At 50.2% G+C, this 19,969-nt stretch carries 19 protein-coding genes; 7 read left to right on the forward strand and 12 right to left on the reverse strand.

What is annotated here, in order from left to right; all coding sequences use genetic code 11:
• The first annotated feature begins 50 nt into the window (after nt 1-50).
• Both ING2E5A_RS08465 and ING2E5A_RS08470 read left to right on the forward strand, forming a co-directional pair.
• Entirely contained in the window at nt 51-2,279 is a 2,229-nt protein-coding gene (locus ING2E5A_RS08465) for a nitric-oxide reductase large subunit (protein WP_071137027.1), read from the forward strand.
• A gap of 135 nt (nt 2,280-2,414) precedes the next feature.
• A complete protein-coding gene (locus ING2E5A_RS08470) occupies nt 2,415-3,053 on the forward strand; it encodes a thiamine diphosphokinase (RefSeq protein ID WP_071137028.1) in 639 nt (212 codons plus the stop codon).
• A 5-nt stretch (nt 3,054-3,058) separates the two neighbouring features.
• On the opposite strand, the gene recO is transcribed toward ING2E5A_RS08470, so the two are convergent.
• Nucleotides 3,059-3,781, reverse strand: a complete 723-nt coding sequence (gene recO, locus ING2E5A_RS08475; RefSeq protein WP_071137029.1) for a DNA repair protein RecO — start codon at nt 3,779-3,781, stop codon at nt 3,059-3,061.
• Nucleotides 3,782-3,991: 210 nt separating this feature from the next.
• Complete coding sequence (rplS, locus tag ING2E5A_RS08480; protein WP_071137030.1) at nt 3,992-4,342, reverse strand: 50S ribosomal protein L19; 351 nt, start codon at nt 4,340-4,342, stop codon at nt 3,992-3,994.
• 218 nt (nt 4,343-4,560) lie between these two features.
• On the opposite strand from rplS, the gene ING2E5A_RS08485 reads away from it, so the two are divergent.
• Genes ING2E5A_RS08485 through aroB form a run of 4 tightly spaced genes read left to right on the forward strand, consistent with a single transcriptional unit; the run spans nt 4,561 to nt 10,205 of the window.
• Nucleotides 4,561-5,316, forward strand: coding sequence for a 5'-nucleotidase C-terminal domain-containing protein (locus ING2E5A_RS08485; RefSeq protein ID WP_071137031.1), 756 nt, complete (start codon nt 4,561-4,563; stop codon nt 5,314-5,316).
• Nucleotides 5,317-5,329: 13 nt separating this feature from the next.
• Nucleotides 5,330-6,169 carry a bifunctional metallophosphatase/5'-nucleotidase gene (locus ING2E5A_RS08490; protein WP_071137032.1) on the forward strand — a complete coding sequence of 280 codons (840 nt, stop codon included), beginning with the start codon at nt 5,330-5,332 and terminating at the stop codon, nt 6,167-6,169.
• A 2-nt stretch (nt 6,170-6,171) separates the two neighbouring features.
• On the forward strand, nt 6,172-9,180 hold the full coding sequence (locus tag ING2E5A_RS08495; protein WP_071137033.1) for a glycoside hydrolase family 3 N-terminal domain-containing protein: 3,009 nt from the start codon (nt 6,172-6,174) through the stop codon (nt 9,178-9,180).
• Nucleotides 9,147-10,205 (forward strand): 3-dehydroquinate synthase, encoded by a 1,059-nt coding sequence (aroB, locus tag ING2E5A_RS08500; RefSeq protein WP_071137034.1) that lies wholly within the window; start codon nt 9,147-9,149, stop codon nt 10,203-10,205. The genes ING2E5A_RS08495 and aroB overlap by 34 nt, the downstream gene beginning before the upstream one ends.
• Nucleotides 10,206-10,225: 20 nt before the next feature.
• On the opposite strand, the gene yihA is transcribed toward aroB, so the two are convergent.
• The 3 genes from yihA to ING2E5A_RS08515 are packed head-to-tail and all read right to left on the reverse strand — an operon-like array spanning nt 10,226 to nt 12,933.
• Nucleotides 10,226-10,825, reverse strand: coding sequence for a ribosome biogenesis GTP-binding protein YihA/YsxC (yihA, locus tag ING2E5A_RS08505; RefSeq protein ID WP_071137035.1), 600 nt, complete (start codon nt 10,823-10,825; stop codon nt 10,226-10,228).
• Nucleotides 10,826-10,829: 4 nt separating this feature from the next.
• Nucleotides 10,830-12,293: a sodium:solute symporter gene (locus tag ING2E5A_RS08510; RefSeq protein WP_071138284.1), complete on the reverse strand. Its 1,464-nt coding sequence runs from the start codon at nt 12,291-12,293 to the stop codon at nt 10,830-10,832.
• Between the two features lie 7 nt (nt 12,294-12,300).
• Nucleotides 12,301-12,933 (reverse strand): HAD family hydrolase, encoded by a 633-nt coding sequence (locus ING2E5A_RS08515; RefSeq protein WP_071137036.1) that lies wholly within the window; start codon nt 12,931-12,933, stop codon nt 12,301-12,303.
• A 194-nt stretch (nt 12,934-13,127) separates the two neighbouring features.
• Here ING2E5A_RS08515 and ING2E5A_RS08520 point away from each other — a divergent pair, with 194 nt between their 5' ends.
• Nucleotides 13,128-14,078: a diacylglycerol/lipid kinase family protein gene (locus ING2E5A_RS08520; RefSeq protein WP_071137037.1), complete on the forward strand. Its 951-nt coding sequence runs from the start codon at nt 13,128-13,130 to the stop codon at nt 14,076-14,078.
• A 75-nt stretch (nt 14,079-14,153) separates the two neighbouring features.
• Here ING2E5A_RS08520 and trxA read toward each other — a convergent pair whose 3' ends face one another.
• The 7 genes from trxA to dnaB all read right to left on the reverse strand — a co-directional run bounded on the left by trxA (nt 14,154) and on the right by dnaB (nt 19,928).
• Complete coding sequence (gene trxA, locus ING2E5A_RS08525; protein ID WP_071138285.1) at nt 14,154-14,657, reverse strand: thioredoxin; 504 nt, start codon at nt 14,655-14,657, stop codon at nt 14,154-14,156.
• 13 nt (nt 14,658-14,670) lie between these two features.
• Nucleotides 14,671-14,883 (reverse strand): DUF6132 family protein, encoded by a 213-nt coding sequence (locus ING2E5A_RS15710; RefSeq protein WP_071137038.1) that lies wholly within the window; start codon nt 14,881-14,883, stop codon nt 14,671-14,673.
• A gap of 12 nt (nt 14,884-14,895) precedes the next feature.
• Nucleotides 14,896-15,198: an ArsR/SmtB family transcription factor gene (locus ING2E5A_RS08535; protein ID WP_071137039.1), complete on the reverse strand. Its 303-nt coding sequence runs from the start codon at nt 15,196-15,198 to the stop codon at nt 14,896-14,898.
• A 103-nt stretch (nt 15,199-15,301) separates the two neighbouring features.
• Entirely contained in the window at nt 15,302-15,991 is a 690-nt protein-coding gene (locus tag ING2E5A_RS08540; RefSeq protein ID WP_071137040.1) for a porin family protein, read from the reverse strand.
• Nucleotides 15,992-17,962 (reverse strand): PBP1 and LysM peptidoglycan-binding domain-containing protein, encoded by a 1,971-nt coding sequence (locus tag ING2E5A_RS08545; RefSeq protein WP_161941973.1) that lies wholly within the window; start codon nt 17,960-17,962, stop codon nt 15,992-15,994.
• Nucleotides 17,963-18,081: 119 nt separating this feature from the next.
• Nucleotides 18,082-18,369: a hypothetical protein gene (locus ING2E5A_RS08550; RefSeq protein WP_071137042.1), complete on the reverse strand. Its 288-nt coding sequence runs from the start codon at nt 18,367-18,369 to the stop codon at nt 18,082-18,084.
• An 11-nt stretch (nt 18,370-18,380) separates the two neighbouring features.
• The gene (gene dnaB, locus ING2E5A_RS08555) at nt 18,381-19,928 is read right to left on the reverse strand and encodes a replicative DNA helicase (protein WP_071137043.1); all 1,548 of its coding nucleotides are present in this window, start codon (nt 19,926-19,928) and stop codon (nt 18,381-18,383) included.
• Nucleotides 19,929-19,969 lie beyond the last annotated feature (41 nt).

Genomic DNA, 19,969 nt, shown 5'->3' on the forward strand with positions numbered 1-19,969 from the left:
CGGCACTTTTATCCAAAATTGATCAAGCTGTTGATTTAACGCATTTAGTTATGACTCACAGAAAACTATGGACTGCATTCTTTCTGGTAGTGGGGATCTCATTTGCCGTCTTGTTGTTCTACGGCAATCAGATCTACCAGAAAGCGCCGCCAATCCCTGAAAAGGTATTGGATGAATCTGGCAACGTTCTCTTCACCGGAAACAACATCAGGGAGGGGCAGAACGTATGGCAAAGTATGGGAGGACAGGAGGTGGGAACGGTCTGGGGACACGGAGCCTATGTTGCACCAGACTGGACGGCCGACTATCTCCATCGTGAAGCGCAATACCTGCTGAACAAGTGGTCGGGTGGCAATTTTGAATCGAAAAGTTCTGAAGAGAAAGCGCTGTTGGAAAAGCGGCTCCAGAATTTTTTACGGAGGAATACCTACGACGACCGCTCCAGAACACTGACACTTTCGGCAGAAAGGATTGAAGCCTTTGAACACAACAAGCAACACTACACCTCGCTGTTTATGGATGATCCTGCATTGGACGCGCTCCGTTCAGCCTATGCCATCCCCAAGAATGCCATCAGGGACGACAAGAGAATGGAACGGATGGTTCAATTCTTCTTCTGGGCATCCTGGGCCTGCGTAACGGAACGACCCGGCGAGAATATAACCTATACCCACAACTGGCCCAACGATGCCCAGATTGGGAATGTGCCGACAGGCGATCTGATCATCTGGACCGGATTCAGCATCATCATGCTGCTGATCGGCATCGGTATTCTTGTCTTCGTACAGGCGCGCTCGCAACAGGAGGAGGTGTTGAAACCGGTAAAGGACCCCTTGATGAATCTGGCTATCACTCCATCGATGCGGGCAACGAAAAAGTATTTCTGGGTGGTGAACATCCTGATACTGGTCCAGGTAATGTTGGGCATCCTCACCGCCCACTACGGAGTGGAGGGTGATTCGCTATACGGCATCAACATTGCAGGCTTCCTTCCCTACTCCATCACACGTACCTGGCACGTCCAGATTGCCATCTTCTGGATAGCCAGCGCCTGGCTGGCAACCGGTCTCTATATCGCCCCGTCGTTGAGCGGAAAAGATCCGAAATTCCAGAAACTCGGGGTAAATATCCTCTTTATCGCCCTGCTCATCGTGGTTGCCGGTTCACTGGCCGGACAATGGTTCGGCGTCATGCAGCGGATGGGCCTGGTAGAGAATTTCTGGTTTGGACATCAGGGTTACGAATATGTCGACCTGGGAAGATTCTGGCAATTGCTGCTTGTTGTGGGCCTCTTTCTCTGGTTTACACTGATGATCCGCCCCATCATCCCTATCATCTCGAAAGGGACAAACGAAAGAGGGCTGCTGATACTCTTCCTGATCTCCTGTTTTGCCATCGCACTATTTTATGCGGCAGGCTTGATGTGGGGAAGGACCACCAACCTGGCCATTGCCGAATATTGGCGCTGGTGGGTTGTGCATTTGTGGGTTGAGGGATTTTTCGAAGTATTTGCCACTGTGGTTGCCGCCTTCCTCTTCACCCGGATGGGCTTGCTAAGAATTGGATCGGCAACCAACAACGTGCTCTTCTCAACCATCATCTTTCTTTCGGGAGGAATCCTGGGAACATTCCACCATCTCTATTTCACCGGAACGCCCACGGCGGTAATGGCACTGGGTGCCACGTTCAGTGCGTTGGAGGTTATTCCGCTGGTGTTGATAGGGTTTGAAGCCTTTCACAATTACCGGATGAGCAAGTCGACCGCCTGGCTGGCGGACTACAAATGGCCCATCTATTTCCTGTTGTCTGTAGCCTTCTGGAACTTCCTGGGAGCCGGCATTTTCGGTTTTATCATCAACCCTCCCATCGCACTCTACTACATGCAGGGATTGAATACGACACCCGTTCATGGACATGCAGCACTCTTCGGTGTCTATGGCATGTTGGGAATCGGATTGATGCTGTTTGTGCTTCGAGGTATGTACCGCAAGCAGGTCTGGAACGACAAGGTGATCAGATTCACCTTCTGGACACTGAACATCGGACTGCTGCTGATGGTGGTCGTAAGCCTGCTGCCCGTAGGGTTGATGCAGACATTTGCCAGCGTAAACCACGGGATGTGGTATGCACGTTCGGCAGAATTCATGCAACAACCGGTGGTCAATCTGTTCAAATGGTCCCGGATTATCGGCGACACAATATTCGGCATCGGCTCGATTTCGCTTTTCCTGTTCGTTTATCAACTGACGACCAGAAAAGAAAAGCCTCCAGTTGATTAACCGCTTCATCCAAGGGTTGTATCTCCGCTCACACCAGTAGGAGGTGCAACCCGCTATTCTCCCAGCCACATTTCTTGCCGTTTTTTTATCCCGAAATCCGATTCCTGTTGCTATCTTTGCAACAAACCTTCCACAATGAGATCAGGAAAGAGAGACGACGGTTCCACGGCGATAATTGTAGCAAACGGCAACTATCCACGCCATCCTCTACCGTTATCGGTAATTGAACAGGCACCTTACATCGTCTGTTGCGACGGGGCAGCCAACCATTTTATAGAAGCCGGCGGCTCCCCTGATGCGATCGTGGGCGATTGCGACTCCATCTCTTTCGAAAACAGGATCCGTTTTGCAGACCGGATATTTCCCGACGGCGAACAGGAGAGCAACGACCTGACCAAGTCGGTCCGTTTCTGTTTGGAGCGGGGCAGAAAAAATATCGTGATCGTGGCGGGGACCGGGTTACGTGAAGACCACACCTTGGGAAACATCTCGCTCCTTGCCGATTACCAGGTGGAGGCCAATGTGAAAATGATTACCGATTACGGTATCTTTACCCCTATCCGGTCGAGAACCACCTTCCACAGTTTTGCCGGCGAGCAGGTCTCCCTCTTTTCCATCGACCGGAAACCCATCACCACCACCGGATTGAAATATCCCATAGTGAACAGGGTCCTGGACAACTGGTGGCAGGGTACGTTGAACGAATCGCTAGGTGACAGTTTTACGGTGGATAGCTGCGGTAAGGTTATCGTTTTTCAGGTATTCGGTTGCTGACTGCATCAGTGCAGCTCTCGGAGCACTTCAAGCGACCGGATCGACTGGAAATCGTAGAGGTGCAACCTGTAGTAGGTCAGCAGCCTGTCGATAATCAGGTTCCTGTCGTTCCGCGAGAGGCGAAAGAGGTGCATGTTGGAGAAATTTATTCGGGTAAGGAGATGGAGATAGGCACTTTCCCGCTCGTTCAGGAGATACTGGTGAGTCGGGCTCCGATAGGTAAACTCCCCGTTGAGCATATCAAAATAGCACCCCCGGGTATAATTTTCCAGATTGGGGTAGATTCCCAAAAACCGTGTAAGACCCAAGAGAAACGTCAGATGAAAATTGGCCAGACCCCTTTTCGTCCTTTCAAGCACCTCGATAGCCTGTTTCAGGTAATCGAACAGCACCTCATTGTTGTCGGTCTCCCGCAACACTTTCGACAAAAATTCAGAGAGGAAGAGCGTCAGCGAAACCTTGACCGGGTTTGAGCCGATTTCGAACAGCAATGTTTGCCGGTCGACCTCCTTCAGCCGCTGAATATCACGCAGCGGAAGATGTTCTACCTCCATATTCAATATCGAGAGCGGCGTAAAAAGCGCCGTGTTGATCTTTGAACGCCGGCCGCGTGTTTTGGGCAGCAGGTAGGAAACAGGGCCAAAATCGCGTGTAAAGAGGTGCGTAATGGCATATTTGTCGTTATATCCGGCATTGCTCAACACAATGCCCTCTGTCTTGTAGAGCATTTCAGTGATGCTGGTGAAAGTTGATAAGATAATTTAAGTTTCGCATGCTCTGTATACAGCTAAATTATCGAGTGACAATGTTTTGTGGATCTCATCTTTAGCTGTTTCTACCCAATTTTTTTGAACATGCGAAAGTTCAGTAAGAAAGTTCAGTAAGATAAAAAACGCCCCGATAAAGTTCGGAGCGTTCGGGTGTTTGTTCTAATTTTATTAAAACGTTTTCTTTTTGATGCGGGCTGCTTTTCCGCGCAACTGACGGAGATAGTAGAGCTTGGTTCTCCTGACCTTTCCTTCGCTGTTAACCGTAATACTATCGATGAAGGGAGAGTTGATGGGGAAGATACGCTCAACGCCGATGTTATCCGACATTTTGCGAACCGTGAACCGCTTGTTATCGCCCTGACCAGAAATGCGGATAACTACTCCGCGGTATTGCTGGATACGCTCCTTGTTACCTTCCACAATACGGTAAGCAACCGTTATGGTGTCGCCGCTCTTGAACTTGGGCCATTCTTTCTTTCCCGTGGCGAAAGACTCTTCTGCAATTTTAATTAAATCCATTGTTATTAAAAGCTTTATGTTAATATTTAACTCACAGGACGCAATATAACGATAACGAATCGACAGAGATTGCGCAAAGCGGTTGCAAAGGTAACAATAATTATTTAAATCACAATGAGGTGATTCTTTTTATTCGTAAAAATAGTTGCCCTCGTTGTTTAAGTGACAAAATTGGCGTATTTTTGACAACATAAAATTAAAATAACCTACTCAAAAGGATGAACAGACAACCCATTGCTCTAGTTATTGCCGCTACCTTGCTGATTTCATGCAGTTCGCGCCAATACAGGATAAGTAACATGAGCGGCACCGTTGTGGAGATGGATAGCCGTTTCGATAACAACCCAGACAAAAAGATGGTGGCTTTGGTGCAGAAATACAAAACCGAACTCGATCGCGAGATGAGCGAGGTGATTGGTACTTCATCACAGTTGCTGGATTATGGCCGTCCCGAAAGCCTGCTCACCAACCTCACTTCCGATGTGATGAAACTCTACGGTGACGAACAGGTTTCGGGTGGTGTAGACGTAGCCATCATGAATGTACACGGACATCGGGCCAATATGCCGAAAGGGAACATCACGGTCAGGGACCTCTATGAGATCTACTCTTTTGACAACTCCATCACTTTTCTCGAACTGAAAGGCTCCGACCTGAAGAAGATCTTTGATGCCTATGCCTGGATTGGCGGAGCAGGAATCTCTTCCAACGTGAAACTGACGATCAAGGAGAGAAAGGTCAGCTCGGTTACGGTTGACGGCTTGCCCGTTGATGAAAACAGGGTTTACAAGATTTCAACGCTCGACTATCTTGCCGACGGCAATAACGACATGGATGCGTTGCGTAACGCGATTAAAGTTACCCATACGGGCATTACGCTCCGCGACGTGATGATCGATTATGTGAAGGAGCAGACACGACAAGGGAGCGAGATCACCTCCCGGCTAGATGGCAGAATAACCGTTATTGAATAACCGTCAACATCCTATGAATAAAAAATATTTTACCTTTTTGTTTTTCGCCCTTTTTGCGTGCGTTACCGTTCTCTTTGGACAAAAGAAGATTGTCATCATCCATACTAACGACACACATAGCCGTATTGAACCTCTTCCAGAAACTGACCGTTATGCCGCAAATAAAGGCGGGGTTGTCCGCAGGATGAGTTTTATCGGGCAGGTAAGAAAAGAGAACCGGAACGTTCTGCTCCTGGATGCGGGAGATTTTCTGCAGGGAACCCCCTACTTCAATCTCTTCAAAGGGGAGGTTGAAACCGAAGCGATGAACCTGATGCAGTACGATGCGGCCACGCTCGGGAACCACGAGTTCGACTATGGACTGGAGACCCTGGAACAGGTAGTACGCCGTGCCAAGTTTCCGATCATCAGCAGCAATTATGACTTCTCCAAAACCTCGTTGAAGGGTCTGATCAAACCCTACCTGATTCTTAAAAGGGATGGAGTAAAGATCGGGGTGATCGCCGTCAATGTTCAACCCAAGGGGCTGATTGCTTCGGGCAACTACAATGGGATGAAGTATCTCCCGCCCGAAAAGGTGGCCAACGAACTGGCCCTGATGCTGAAAACGGTCTACAGGTGCGACATGGTCATCTGCCTGTCGCACCTGGGATACACCTCGGACAAGCAATTTGTGAGTAAAACAAGAAATATCGATATTGTGATCGGCGGTCACAGCCACACCAACATGAAGGCGCCCGAGATGGTGAAAAATATCGATGAGGAGGAGGTACTGATTTTTCAAACTGCAGGGAGAGGGTCTCATATCGGGAGGATCGATGTGGAACTCGAAAAAGTGAATAGAAGAGAGTGATCATGTTCAAAACAAGAGAGAGGCTGCTTGTTGTTTATTGTTTCCTTACGCTGACGCTTGCCGCACAAACCGAAACCAACCTTTACCGGCAAGCCGACAAAAAGGCACTGGAGCAGTGGGTAGATTCCGTCTACAACAGCCTGAGCCCGGATGAAAAGATAGGGCAGCTCTTCATGCCCATCGTGGAATCGAAGAGCAGCTGGAAAACAAAAATTGAAGGGTATATCAACAACCAGAAAATCGGAGGAGTGCTCTTCTCCAAGGGCTCACTTGCAACGCAGGCCGAAATGACCAACTACATCCGGAGCATCGCCAAAACACCGCTATTTGTGGCATTGGACGGTGAATGGGGATTATCGATGCGCCTGAACGATGCACCCCGTTTTCCCCGAAACCAGATCATTGGAGCCATTCACGACGAGGAGACGTTGAAGCTCTACGGAAAAGAGGTTGCCCGGCAATGCCGTGAAATGGGGATCCACATAAATTTTGCCCCCTCCATCGATGTGCATAGCAATCCCGACAATCCGGTCATCGGCACTCGCTCTTTCGGCGAGCTCCCCTCCAACGTAGCCAGGCAAGGAATCGCCTTTGCCCTTGGAATGGAAGAGAATGGCGTGATGGCGGTGGCCAAACACTTTCCCGGTCACGGTGACACGTCGGAAGATTCGCACCACACGTTGCCAACCCTTTCACACAATCTGAACCGGCTCGATTCGGTGGAGCTCTATCCGTTTCAACAATTCATCAATGCAGGGCTATCCGGCATGATGCTCGGTCACCTTAACGTCCCGGCGTTGAACACAAACGGGTTACCTGCCTCACTGTCGGCAACTGTCGGGCAGAAATTGCTGAAAGAGCGGATGGGATTTACGGGCCTTACCTTCACCGACGGCATGGCAATGAAGGGGGTATCCAACCAGCCCGACATGAGCGTGAAAGCTCTGCTGGCAGGAAACGACGTGATTTTGGGGGTAATCAATCAGGAGAAGGAGTTTCAACAGGTAAAACAGGCTGTCGAAAAGGGTATTATCACTCCGGCAATGCTTGAAGAGAAGGTCAGAAAAATCCTGACCTATAAATATATTCTCGGCGTTCACAACAACAAGCCGATAGATATCAGGTCACTATCCCGAAGCATACACACTCCTGAAAGTGAATGGGTACAACGAAAGATCTACGACAAGGCGGTTACCCTGATCAAGAACGACAGTACCCTGTTGCCGGTAACGGCACTCGACAGGAACCGGATTGCCGCAGTTGCCGTCGGGGTTTCAAACCAGAACAGATTCCAGCAGTGGTTGAAAAGATATGCCGAAGTGACCGCTTTCCAGGTGGCAACAGTCGACAGCCTCCGGTTGTTGAGCTCCAAACTGAAGGAGTTCGAAACTGTAATTGTCTCCCTCCATGCCGTACCGAAAAGTGAACTCGCCGCACTTCAGCAAGTGATCAACAGTGCCGGGAAATCGGTGCTGGTGCTGTTCGACTCACCCTATGCGCTCGACCGGCTGAAACCGGTAGTGACCCAGGCGGGCGCTGTAGTGGTTGCATACGACAACAGCGACTTTGCCCAGATAAGTAGTGCGCAGGCGCTTTTCGGCGGGATTCCCTTTTCGGGTAGACTGCCGGTATCTGCCGGTGGATTTGCCGCAAACAGCGGAATCGAAACCCGGAAGTGCCGCCTCTCCTATTCATTTCCGGAAGAGGTCGGAATCTCCACTGAAAGCCTTGCGGGAGTGGAGAGGATCGCGCTCGAGGGGATCCGCCAACGGGCCTACCCGGGGTGCTATGTGCTGGTAGTGAAAGATGGCACGGTCATCTACGACAGAGGATTCGGAAATCTGGAATACAACTCCACGGCAGCAGTCGACGCTGAAACCGTTTACGACCTGGCCTCCATCACCAAGGCCGCGGCAACACTTCCTGCAATCATGAAACTGTACGACGAAAAAAAGATCCGGTTGCAGGATCCGATCGGGAAGTTCGTGCCTGAAACCCGGGGGAGCAACAAGGCAAACATAACCATCCGCGAAGCGCTATTTCACGAATCGGGGCTCGTTTCGTATATTCCCTATTACAACACGGCCATTGATCCCAACAGTTTCAACGGACCACTCTTCGGGAAAAGGTCGTCACTCTATCACGCCCGTTATGCCGGGGCATGGGGAAGAACCGATTATACCTTTATTCCCTCCTTCATCTCGGATAAGCGCGACGAGACCTTCCACAGACCCGTAGCCAACGATCTCTACGCAAGCAACAAGATGCACCAGGCCCTCCTGAAAGATATCATCGCCACTGAACTCCGATCAAAAACCTACCGGTACAGCTGCCTCAACTTCATGTTGCTGAAGGAGGCGGTGGAGCAACTATCCAAAACCGACCTGGATAGCTACGTGAAAGAGAACTTCTATCGGAAACTGGGAGCGGTCAACATGACATTTCTGCCGTTAAACCATATGCCGGTGGAGAAGATTGCGCCCACCGAGAACGACCCCTTCTTCCGCAAGCAGCAGCTACGGGGATATGTCCACGATGAGGGAGCAGCACTGTTCGGTGGAATATCGGGTAATGCGGGACTCTTTTCCAACGCCAACGACCTGGCAAAGCTCTGCCAGATGTGGCTGAACGGTGGAGAGTATGGCGGTGAGCGGCTCCTGAGCAAGGAGACCGTAACCCTCTTCACCGGGACAAAAAGTAGTAAAAGTCGCCGTGGACTGGGGTTCGACAAACCCGATCCCCGGAACAACAATGCAAGTCCCACCAGCCCGCTTGCCCCTCTCTCCGTCTACGGTCATACAGGGTTTACCGGTACCAGCTTCTGGGTCGATCCCGACAACAACATGATCTATATCTTCCTGTCGAACCGGGTCTATCCGGAGCGTACTCCCAACCGATTATCCACACTAAACATCAGGGAGCGAATCCAGGACGAGCTTTACAAGGCCCTCGTTTCACTCCAAACATCGAGTCAACCATGCAACGAATCATCAAAAGCAACAACCCGATAGCCGACCTGGCAACGATCATATCGGAGATCAGGCACGACAGGCTCTTCGTGCTGACAGACGAACATACAGCCCGCCTCTGTCTCCCGCTGATTGAATCACTACCGGTGATACAGGAGGCAGGCCAGATTGTGATTCCGCCAAACGACACAGGCAAAACGCTCGAAAACCTGGCGCGGATATGGAGTCACCTTACCCGCAACGGGGCCACGCGCCATTCGTTGCTGATCAACCTCGGCGGCGGAATGATCACCGATATCGGGGGATTTGCAGCAGCTACATTCAAGCGCGGAATCAGCTATGTCAACATCCCCACTACATTGCTGGGGGCAGTGGATGCCGCCGTCGGCGGAAAGACCGGCATCAATTTCGAGGGATTCAAAAACGAGATAGGTGCATTCTATCCGGCAGCTTGCGTCTTGATCTCTTCCCGTTTCTTCCACACGCTCGGACGCGGAGATATCCTGTCGGGCTACTCCGAAATGCTGAAGCATGCCCTGATCAGCTCTACTGAAGAGTGGAAAAACTTGCTCACTTTCGATGCCGGAGATATCAACTACGACTGGCTTACCGAGACGGTTTTCCATTCGGTCTCCATCAAGGAGGAGATTGTGGAGAAAGATCCCTTTGAACGCAATCTCCGCAAGGCGTTGAATCTGGGACACACGGTGGGCCATGCCTTTGAAAGTTTCGCCCTGGAGAGCGGCAGGCCAGTTCTGCACGGATATGCGGTGGCCTGGGGACTGATTTCGGAGTTGTACCTATCACACCGCCTGTGCGGCTTCCCGAAGGAGGAACTGCTACAGGCCATCCACTTTATACACCGGAACTACGGTGCTTTTGAGATCGGTTGTGATGATTATGAAAAGCTTTACGACTTCATGAGGCACGACAAGAAGAACGAGACCGCCTCGTCGGTAAACTTCACGCTTCTATCCGACATCGGAAAGATCGAGATCAACCAGGTTGTCGACAAGGAGCTGATATTCCAGTCTCTCGATTTCTACCGCGACAGCGTAGGTCTCTAATTAAAAGGTGAGGACGGCCTTCAGCGAAGGGATGCGTTGATCTGCCCGATGTAGTCGAGCAGCTCTTCCCTGCCCGACCGCTTTTCGGAAGAGGTGACAAAAACAGGTGGAAGCTCTTCCCATCTCTCCAACAGCTTCTGCTTGTACTCCTCCACGTTCTGCTTCAGGCGTACCGGTCCCAACTTGTCGATTTTGGTAAACACGATGCTGAACGGAACTCCGTTCTCGCCCAACCACTCCATAAAGGCCAGATCGATCTTCTGTGGTTCGTGACGGCTGTCGACCAGCACAAAAAGGGAGGTTAGCGACTCACGCTGCAGGATGTAATCCTCAATAATCTGCTGCAACCGCTCCCGGTTTTCTTTTCCCCGCCGGGCGTATCCATATCCCGGCAAGTCTACCAGGTACCACTCGTCGTTAATCAGGAAATGGTTGATCAACATGGTCTTGCCGGGTGTGGAGGAGGTCATGGCCAACCCTTTACGGTTGGTCAGCATATTGATAAGCGATGATTTTCCAACGTTTGAGCGACCGATAAATGCATATTCCGGTCGATTGTCCTGCGGACACTTCCGGTAGTCGCTGTTACTGATGATGAACTGGGCAGATTTGATAAGCATAGGATTAGAGTTTACGGGGGTTTAACGACAAAATCCAGAGACCGGTTACGGTAAGTGCAGCATTGACAAGCAGCAGCTCATACCCTACCTGGTAACCGAACTGCAGTTTCATTCCGGTTTCGAAAACGAAACAGAGCAGCGGTGCGGCAACGGCGACGTAAGGCACCCATTTGTCGACCGGCTTCACCCGGGTATACAATCCGCAGAAATACAATCCGAGCAGGGGACCATAGGTATAGGAGGCCAGTTTGTATATAGCCGTGATGATGCTGTCGGAACCTACAGCCTCGATCAGCAGTATGATAAGTACAAAGAGAGTGCTGATGGCCAGATGAACGTGGCGGCGTGTTGCAATGTTACGGTGCTCGGCTTCGGGATTGTCGGCCCTCCCCATCTCCAGGATATCCACGCAGAACGATGTGGTGAGGGCAGTCAGCGCAGAATCGGCACTTGAGAAAGCCGCCGCCACAATTCCAGTAACGAAGATTCCCAGCACCACCTGCCCCAGGTGCCCCCTGGCCATTACCGGGAGAATGTTGTCCGACACGTCGGGGAGTGCGATGCCGTTTTGCTCCGCAAAGATCAGCAGCAAAACGCCCAGCGATAGAAAGAGCAGGTTGATTGGGGCAAAGGCCAGGCCATAGGAGATCACATTTCTCCTGGCATCCTTCAGACTTTTGATTGTCAAGTTCTTCTGCATCTGATCCTGATCCAGGCCTGTCATCACGATGGTAATGAACATCCCGCTGAAAAATTGCTTGAAGAAGTGTTGCGTGCTGGCCCAATCATCAAAGACAAAAATCCTTGCATGCCGGTTTGCGGTTATCGCGCGGAAGGTGTCATCCCAACCGAATCCGAGACGCGTCGTAACCTGCCAGATGATCAGTACCAGGGCAGTGAGGAAGAGCAGCGTCTGTATCCAGTCCGTCCAGATAATCGTCTTGATACCGCTCTTGTGGCTGTAAAGCCAGATAACCAGGATAATGCCGATAACCGTAACGACAAAGGGAACACCCCATGCATCAAAAACCAGCGATTGCAGAATAAAGGCCACCAGATAAAGCCGGGCGGCCGCCCCCACAATCTTCGAAAGGAGAAAGAACCAGGCACCGGTCTTGTAGGAGTTGCGGCCGTACCGCTGACCGAGATAACCGTAGATGGTGGTGAGGTTCAACTTGTAGTAGAGCGGCAACAGCACATAGGCAATGACCAGATAACCGAAGAAGAAACCCAATACCATCTGCATGTAGGTCATGTCGTGATTGCGCACCATCCCCGGTACCGAGACAAAAGTTACGCCGGAGATGGAGGTGCCGATCATCGCAAACGCCACGACATACCACTTGGAGGATCTGTTGGCCCGGAAAAAAGCATCGTTGTCACTCCCTTTCCGGCTGGTAAGGTAGGAGATCAACATCAGCATCAGGAAATAGGCGGCAATGACGACAAGAATAAAACTGCTCTGCATATGGATATTATATATGTAGAAAGTAGTCAACCAGCTGCGGGAACGAGTCGAAACTGCAAATGAAATTCTCTGTCTTCCCGAATCCGTACGTCACAAAGACAAAGGGGAGTCCGGCCTCTGCCGAAGCTTTGCTGTCGGAATCGGTATCCCCGATGTAGAACGGAGCCTGTAGCTGATTCCGCTCTTTCAGCAGCCTCATGTTGTAGGACTTCGGTTTCAGGTTCTCACCATGTTCCAGGAAATCGGTGAAGAGATGTGCGGTACCGGTATGCTTCATGAAGTTTACCAGACCACCTTTCTCGCAGTTGCTCAACAGGAAGAGGGGGTACCTCGACGACAGTTTTTCAAGTCCGGCATAAACCCCTTCGTAGATATGCGGTTTCATATCGGGCACCAGCAACTGGTATTGACTGACTACCCCGTCGAACAACCGGTCCTGGGCCGACCGGGAAGCATCGGGAATGATGGTCTCGAGCATCACGCGCGCCTCCCGTCCCATCAGGCCCAGGAGCTCTTCGCGATTAACCCGCCTACTGTATCCTTCTGCTTCCAATGCCCTGTTCCAAGAAATTGCGTAAGAATCGACATTGTCCCAAAGGGTGCCGTCCATATCGAAAATCAGGCTATCGGGTTTTACCATACAATCTTCTGTCATTTTCCGGTCCGCTTGCCCCGCCAGCACGAAGGCAGCGCCTTCCAGTGACCGGATCCATCTTGCAGACCTCTTTTATTATGAGGTGCAAAAGTAGTCAACAATGGCCGAAAGGACAAATTAATGCCCCTTAAAATAGCGGATAACCGGTTTTTATCCTATTTTTGTATAAAATTGAAGCTATGGAAAAGAGAAGCGTTTGCGTCATCATCAATCCCGTTTCCGGCACGGAGTCGAAAAAAAATATCCCCGAGGAGGTCGCATCCGCTTTTGACCAGACCCATTTCGATGTCATTTTCCGGATTACAGGTTATCCCGGCCACGCCACCGAGATTGCCAGGCAGGCGGTAAAGGAGAAGTTCGCCTACGTGTTGACTGTCGGAGGCGACGGTACGGTCAACGAGGTTGCCAAAGCCCTGGTGAACAGCGATACGGTACTGGGAATCATCCCGTTCGGATCGGGGAACGGCTTGGCACGCGACCTGCATATCTCCATGGATTCGGAGAAGGCCATCCAGACCATTCTCGAAGGAAATGTCCGCACCATTGATTACGGCTCCGCCAACGGTCACATCTTCTTTTGTACCTGCGGCGTCGGATTCGATGCATTCATCAGTGACAAGTTTGCCGAAGAGAAGAAACGGGGCCCCCTGGGTTATGTTCGTAACATTGTGGAAGGCGTGGTTGAATTCAAATCGGAAGAGTATGAAATCAGGCATGACGGGGGAACACTCCGCGAACGGGCATTTCTTCTCACTTGTGCCAATGCCTCCCAGTACGGCAATGAAGTATATATTGCTCCCGGGGCCGACATGGAGGACGGGAAGATGAATGTCTCCATCCTGAAACCGCTTGATCCCAACGAGATTCCGCAAACCACCCTGCAACTCTTTACCAAGAATATCGACAAGAACAGCAAGATGGTCTCGCTGCTCACCAGCAGACTGATTATCAAGCGGGAGAAACCGGGAGTACTGCATGTCGACGGGGAGCCGGTAAGCACAGGCGACGAGATCGACGTGCAGATTTTTCACAAGGGATTGAAGGTCTTTGCTCCGAAGCAGATTGAAGAAAAGAGGGTAAAAGAGAAGGAGAACATCTTCACTGCCATTACACGCTGGATCAACATCTGAGATGAACTGACAGAGAGCAGGCCCACGCCATGCGTGAGCCCTACCCCTGCCTTATGGAGCTGCTAACGGCTCCGGTCAGTTTTTAAGTAAAATTTCGTTGATTGCCTGCCTGAAGGCATCCTTCGGCAATGCACCCTGCGCCATTTGCGGCGCTTCATTCATCGGAACGAATAGCAGTGTTGGAATGCTGCGGATCCCGAAATCGGCAGCCAACTCCTGTTCAGCTTCGGTATTTACCTTGTAGATATAGATCTGCCCATCATATTCTGCAGCCAGCTCCTCCAGTATCGGAGCTATCATTTTACACGGTCCGCACCAATCGGCATAGAAATCTATGATTGCAGGTTTATCACCCAGATACTCCCAGGTTTGGGAATTTTTCTCATAATCAGCCACTTTCGTCAGAAATTCGGCTTTTGTCAAATGAATTGTCTTGCTCATATTATTACGCTTTACATTGATTTTCTGTTGAGTTTCAGACTCCGGTAACGGGGAAACCGACCGGTTACTGTTATTGCCGCAAGCGACAAGTATTACCAATGCCGCAACTGCGGCAAAAATCACAACTCTATTTTTCATAACCCTATTTTTTTTACCGATCATTCTCTTTTGTCTCGGTTTTTGTAAAAATATCGAAGATAAGCACCCCCAGAACAGCACCGTAAATCATCATTCTCCATGGATTTGCGGTGATGGGGCAGCTACCGGTGCCACAACCCACAAAGTAGTAATAGAGAAGGCCCCCGAGGGCACCCACAATGAGCCCAGCTACCCTTAATCGATGTTTCCTGAAAAAGTCATTCATATTCAGCTCCTCTCAATTACAACCCGCAATGCAGTGCAGCAACTGGACAACTCGCCTGTCCCTTATCGAATAGAAACAGTTTTTTCCGCTCCGGCGACAGGATAGTATGCCCTTTGCACGCATATCGGTAAGGTGATACGATAGAAGCGACTGCTCGCACTTAATGTCCGACTGCAATTCGGTGACCGATTTCTCCGACCCGTCCGACAGCAGAGCGATCACACAGAGCCTGATCTCACTGGCCAGGGCCTTCAACAGATAGGCCACCTCTTCAAACTGCTCTTTGGCTACTTCTTGCACCTTTGTCTCCTGCATACAGATCCAATTTTATAAAATCAATATATAAACATATATTCATATGTTTTTGTTCACAAAGTTGGAAAATTTTGTTTACTGTTACTGTGCAAACCTCACCCTACTACTTCACTTTAAACAGATAGGAGAGTTTCGCCTCGATGATGCGATGTGCCGAACGGCTGAAGAAAAAGTCGGCTTTAGATTTGCGGTTCTCGAAGATATCACCCAGACCAAAGTAGTATCTACCCTCGAGCTGCAAACTGCCCGCTCCGGTTCTCACCTCCATTCCGACTCCCCCAACCAGTCCATAATCAAAACGTCGCGGTTCCAGGGTATATTGCATGCCAATCTGGGTATCGGGGTCGGCTTCCCGTCTTGCGGCAATATCAGCCGCAAGGGCATCGTTCATGTTGTCAGAGCTGGAGAGCAGAAAGCCAAGCTGCGGCCCGGCGTTGATAAGGAACCGGACCTTCTTGCCGAAATAGACGTGTGTCATAAAGGGGAGTTCCAGGTAGTTCAATCTCTTGTCGTACGAAAATCCGCTTTCGGGAGAAAAATCCTCCATCCACCCACGCTGGGCATAATTGAGTTCTACCAGTAATCCTAGGTGTTTTTCCGAGATATACTTTGCCGAAACGCCGCCATGAATTCCAATGAACGGCTGCTGGGAAACCGAAGGTGAAAAATCGACCGATGAAGCAAATGCTCCGCCCCCTACTCCGATATAGAGCTCCTTGTCGAACTGGTTCTTCTGTGCAGATATCTGTGCGGAACAGAGAAACAGGAGGATTCCGGCAATCAGCTGTCTCATTTACAAACATTTATTTATTTTTTGAACACTATTTTCAGCACCGTAATGAATCAGGTACAATCCGGTATTGATAAACCCGCCCCAGTTGTTTACCCGGTCGAACTTGAAGGAGAACTGCAGTGAATTTGAGGGGAGCCGGTTGATATAGTGCTCGAAATTGATACCGTAACGATAGATGGCATTCAGGAAATAGAGACCGGTTTCATATCCGAATATCCCGTACTTTGGATAGGTGTTAATCAGGTCGCGGCCATACCAATGCCTGAAATTCTCAATGAAATGCCGGGTGTTCTCATCCTGTTCATCAACGTAGAACGATGTGTAGAAATAGGTTCCAAACTGGTGTAAAGATCTTTTGATCTCCAAATTATAGGTCTGCCACTCCGGATATCCGAACAGCCGGGTAGTAATTCCCGGATGGGCCTGATGGACCTTTGAAAGGGCATCGATCACTTCGCGAAGTGCTCCCGAATCGCCGCTGGAGGGAACGATCACATTGTTTCCGCCGGACTGGAGCAACGGTGCGATTGCGGTTGAAAGTTCAGGTGTAAGGGAGACCTCACGGTAGCGGATACTCTTCCGTTTCAGATCACCTTTGAGGGTGGAAAGGAATTCAGCCTTGTCAGTCCGCCCAGGCACATTTACAAAAACCACATTGGCATTTCCAAATGTTTCGGTAAAAACTCCCGATGCTTTGGAATAGAAGTATGATTGGGGTGAGTTTACCTGGAAAATATGGTGATTGTTCTGCACCTCACTATTTTTTGATGAAAATGGGATGATATACTTGATATTGTGCTTCTTAGAGAAATTGGACATCAGCGAGATCTGCTCGTCGGTCATTCCTCCGATCAGCAGGTGCAGCGACTCCATCTCCATGGTTCCCAGCAGGCTCTCAAGCTTTGCCCGGCTACCGGTCTCAAAAACATACACCTCGATGTTTGCCCCCTCCTTTTTCATTTTATTCACCGCCAGCAGAAAACCTTCATAATACTCCTGCAACCTAAGGTGTTGTCCGTCAGAGCTGTCGAGGAATGGCAAGAGAAGACCTACCCTGATCACATCAGTATGTTGCATTTCGTTGCTCCTGATGAGAAGCCGGTTCGCTTCAATCTCCTTCACATGAATATCGTCGTCTAACCGGGAAATCTTCACCGGAATGATCAACTCCATATTGGTTTTCAATCCTGATGCAAGGGTAGGATTTGCTTTTTCGATCAACTCAACCGGAACATCATATGCCTGGGAGATCGAGTAGAGTGTCTCTCCCCGCTTCACCTTATACCGGATATTTTGCGTCTGCTGTTCAAATGGCACGAAGTCTGCCTGTTGCCGTGTAACCGGAATGCGGATCGTTTTTCCAATCTGGAAAGTCTCAACGGAGAGTCCTGTATTGGCGGCAATCAGATCTTCAGGTTTCAGGGAATAGGTCCTTGAAACCGAATAGAGCGTCTCTTTCGGTTGAATCGTGTGATAACGGTAATTCTCGCCGGAAGGGGAATAACTCTTATGCTGCGGAATAGCGATGGTCTCCCCTTCGGTTATATTCTCGGTCAGCCCGTAGTTGTATTGGAGGATCTCGCTTACAGTCGTGCCGTACATCTGGGCAATACCGAAGAGTGTCTCCCCCCTTGCAACACTATGCCTAAAGGTCTGGTTCTGGTCCGACGGAAGCGGCTGAGCAGCCTGAACCGGCTGCCGTGACACCGTTGCATCATCGATAACCGGGATCAACAGCTCCTGTCCATCCTTCAGCCCCGAAGCTGCTGATGGGTTGTACTTCAGGATATCATTCACCGAAACGTTGAAAGTCCGGGAGACCGCCATCAACCCCTCCCCCTTCTTAACGTTGTACCTGTAAAATGTCTGCCCGTTTGCTACAATTTTTTCGTAAGCCGGTCCCTGTGTCTGGGCTCCACCTGCCGCCGTGAAAAGAATGGCCATGGCGAAGAGCAACACAATTTTTTTCATTCGAAGTGACGTCTGCATTCCGTTTGTTTTAATCATACAGTAAAACTAGCAAAAGGGCAAAATTACAAATAAATATTTTTTATGGAACTTCGCCGGTGTTAATTAAAGTGATAATAACCCTATCGGCGATCCTGTTCTTGGGGAACAACTCTTCCTTCGTCCCTGTACTGCCGGTAAAGTCTACTGAACTTCTCCTGTTTGGGATGTGATTCATATTTCCGGATAATGGCCTGCGACTTCTTGTAGAGCTTCTCTGCATCGTCGAGCTTCAGCTGACTGGTTCTCTCAATCGACCGGTTGGTAAGTGAAGCCGCTTTTTTTGCATCGGAATCGACTCCGCCGCATGAGACCGTCAGCAATAGGAGCAGAAGGAAAAAGGGTGCTGCAGGATGGTTGGTTCTCTTCATCGTGTTCTGTTTTAGAATGGCAGTTCCTCTTTTCCGTTTTCGGTCATGAAGTTGGTGGAGGTCATTTCCGGAAGTGAATCTCCTCCCTTGGAAACCGACCTCGAGTTCATCTTCGAGGTCCGTTCGATATAGTTGGGTTGCTTCCGGCTGGTATTGTGTTCGTCCAGGTTCTCGAACCGGGCATACTCATTATCGAAACGCATGGTTGCAATACCGGTGGGTCCGTTACGGTGCTTGGCCACAATAATCTCGGCCATACCGATAAGGGAGTTCCCGTTATCATCCTCAGTAATACGGTAATATTCAGGGCGGTGAATAAAGCAGACCAGGTCGGCATCCTGCTCGATTGCTCCCGATTCGCGCAGGTCGGCAAGCTGTGGCCGTTTCCCTTCGTTACCCTGACGGGTCTCCACCCCACGGTTCAACTGCGACAACGCAATGATAGGGATATTCAGCTCTTTTGCTAACCCTTTCAGCGACCGGGATATCATGCTCACCTCCTGTTCACGGCTGCCGAAATTCATGCCGCTGGCGTTCATCAACTGCAAATAGTCGATGATCAGCAGCTTCACGTCATGCTCACGCACCAGTCGGCGGGCCTTGGTTCGCAACTCAAAGACCGAGAGACTGGGAGTATCGTCGATATAAATGGGGGCGTCGTAAAGCTCCTTGATCTTTATATCGAGCCTGTCCCATTCGTCTTGCGTCAACCGGCCGCTCTTGATGCTTTCGCCCTTGATCTGGCAAACATTCACGATCAAACGGTTTACCAGCTGAACGTTGGACATTTCGAGCGAGAAGATACCGACAGGCTGTTGAAAATTGATGGCAATATTTTTTGCCATGGAGAGTACGAAGGCTGTCTTTCCCATGGCGGGGCGGGCTGCAATGATAATAAGATCGGAGTTCTGCCAACCCATGGTCATCTTGTCCAGCTGATGGAATCCGGTTGGAATACCGCTCATCCCGTCTTTCCGGTTTGCAGCAAGCTGGATGATCTTCATCGCCTCCTTGATGACGGGATTGATCTGGATCACATCCTTTTTCACGTTTCGCTGCGAAATCTCGAAGAGACGCCCTTCGGTCTCCTGCATCAGGTCGTCCACATCGATGGTCTCGTCGAAAGCCTGTTGCGTCACTTCGGATGAGAATGCAATCAGTTCGCGGGCCAGGTATTTCTGGGCAATGATCCGGGAGTGATATTCGATATGTGCTGCCGAAGCCACCTTCTCCGAGAGTTCGGCAATATAGACTGCACCGCCTGCCGCCTGCAGTTCGCCCCGTCGCTTCAGTTCCTCCACCACTGTGAGCACGTCGACCGGCTTCTGCTGAATCGCCAGGCTCTGGATGGCTCCAAATATCACCTTGTGAACAGGGTTGTAAAAGCTTTCCGGTTTCAGGATATCGCTCACCACCGAATAGGCGTCCTTTTCAAGCATCAACGCACCCAAAACCGCCTCTTCCAGTTCCGGAGCCTGTGGTGGCAACTTCCCGATTTCGGGAACGATAACCGTTTTCTCGATGATTTTACTATTTCTTTGTCGCTTCTGTTTTTCCATATCTAACCGACCGTATCCAAATTAGGAGTTCAAAGTTATCC

The sequence above is a fragment of the Petrimonas mucosa genome (genome assembly GCF_900095795.1).
GTDB lineage: Bacteria > Bacteroidota > Bacteroidia > Bacteroidales > Dysgonomonadaceae > Petrimonas > Petrimonas mucosa.

Coding starts and splice junctions, on each gene's coding strand:
- recO (WP_071137029.1), bottom strand. CDS start 3,781: ATGCTCTACAAGACAGAGGGCATTGTGTTGAGCAATGCCGGATATAAC.
- ING2E5A_RS15710 (WP_071137038.1), bottom strand. CDS start 14,883: ATGAATGACTTTTTCAGGAAACATCGATTAAGGGTAGCTGGGCTCATT.
- ING2E5A_RS08485 (WP_071137031.1), top strand. CDS start 4,561: ATGAACAGACAACCCATTGCTCTAGTTATTGCCGCTACCTTGCTGATT.
- trxA (WP_071138285.1), bottom strand. CDS start 14,657: ATGAAAAATAGAGTTGTGATTTTTGCCGCAGTTGCGGCATTGGTAATA.
- ING2E5A_RS08510 (WP_071138284.1), bottom strand. CDS start 12,293: ATGCAGAGCAGTTTTATTCTTGTCGTCATTGCCGCCTATTTCCTGATG.
- ING2E5A_RS08550 (WP_071137042.1), bottom strand. CDS start 18,369: ATGAAGAGAACCAACCATCCTGCAGCACCCTTTTTCCTTCTGCTCCTA.
- ING2E5A_RS08465 (WP_071137027.1), top strand. CDS start 51: ATGACTCACAGAAAACTATGGACTGCATTCTTTCTGGTAGTGGGGATC.
- aroB (WP_071137034.1), top strand. CDS start 9,147: ATGCAACGAATCATCAAAAGCAACAACCCGATAGCCGACCTGGCAACG.
- ING2E5A_RS08495 (WP_071137033.1), top strand. CDS start 6,172: ATGTTCAAAACAAGAGAGAGGCTGCTTGTTGTTTATTGTTTCCTTACG.
- rplS (WP_071137030.1), bottom strand. CDS start 4,342: ATGGATTTAATTAAAATTGCAGAAGAGTCTTTCGCCACGGGAAAGAAA.
- ING2E5A_RS08535 (WP_071137039.1), bottom strand. CDS start 15,198: ATGCAGGAGACAAAGGTGCAAGAAGTAGCCAAAGAGCAGTTTGAAGAG.
- dnaB (WP_071137043.1), bottom strand. CDS start 19,928: ATGGAAAAACAGAAGCGACAAAGAAATAGTAAAATCATCGAGAAAACG.
- yihA (WP_071137035.1), bottom strand. CDS start 10,825: ATGCTTATCAAATCTGCCCAGTTCATCATCAGTAACAGCGACTACCGG.
- ING2E5A_RS08515 (WP_071137036.1), bottom strand. CDS start 12,933: ATGGTAAAACCCGATAGCCTGATTTTCGATATGGACGGCACCCTTTGG.
- ING2E5A_RS08490 (WP_071137032.1), top strand. CDS start 5,330: ATGAATAAAAAATATTTTACCTTTTTGTTTTTCGCCCTTTTTGCGTGC.
- ING2E5A_RS08520 (WP_071137037.1), top strand. CDS start 13,128: ATGGAAAAGAGAAGCGTTTGCGTCATCATCAATCCCGTTTCCGGCACG.
- ING2E5A_RS08470 (WP_071137028.1), top strand. CDS start 2,415: ATGAGATCAGGAAAGAGAGACGACGGTTCCACGGCGATAATTGTAGCA.
- ING2E5A_RS08540 (WP_071137040.1), bottom strand. CDS start 15,991: ATGAGACAGCTGATTGCCGGAATCCTCCTGTTTCTCTGTTCCGCACAG.
- ING2E5A_RS08545 (WP_161941973.1), bottom strand. CDS start 17,962: ATGAAAAAAATTGTGTTGCTCTTCGCCATGGCCATTCTTTTCACGGCG.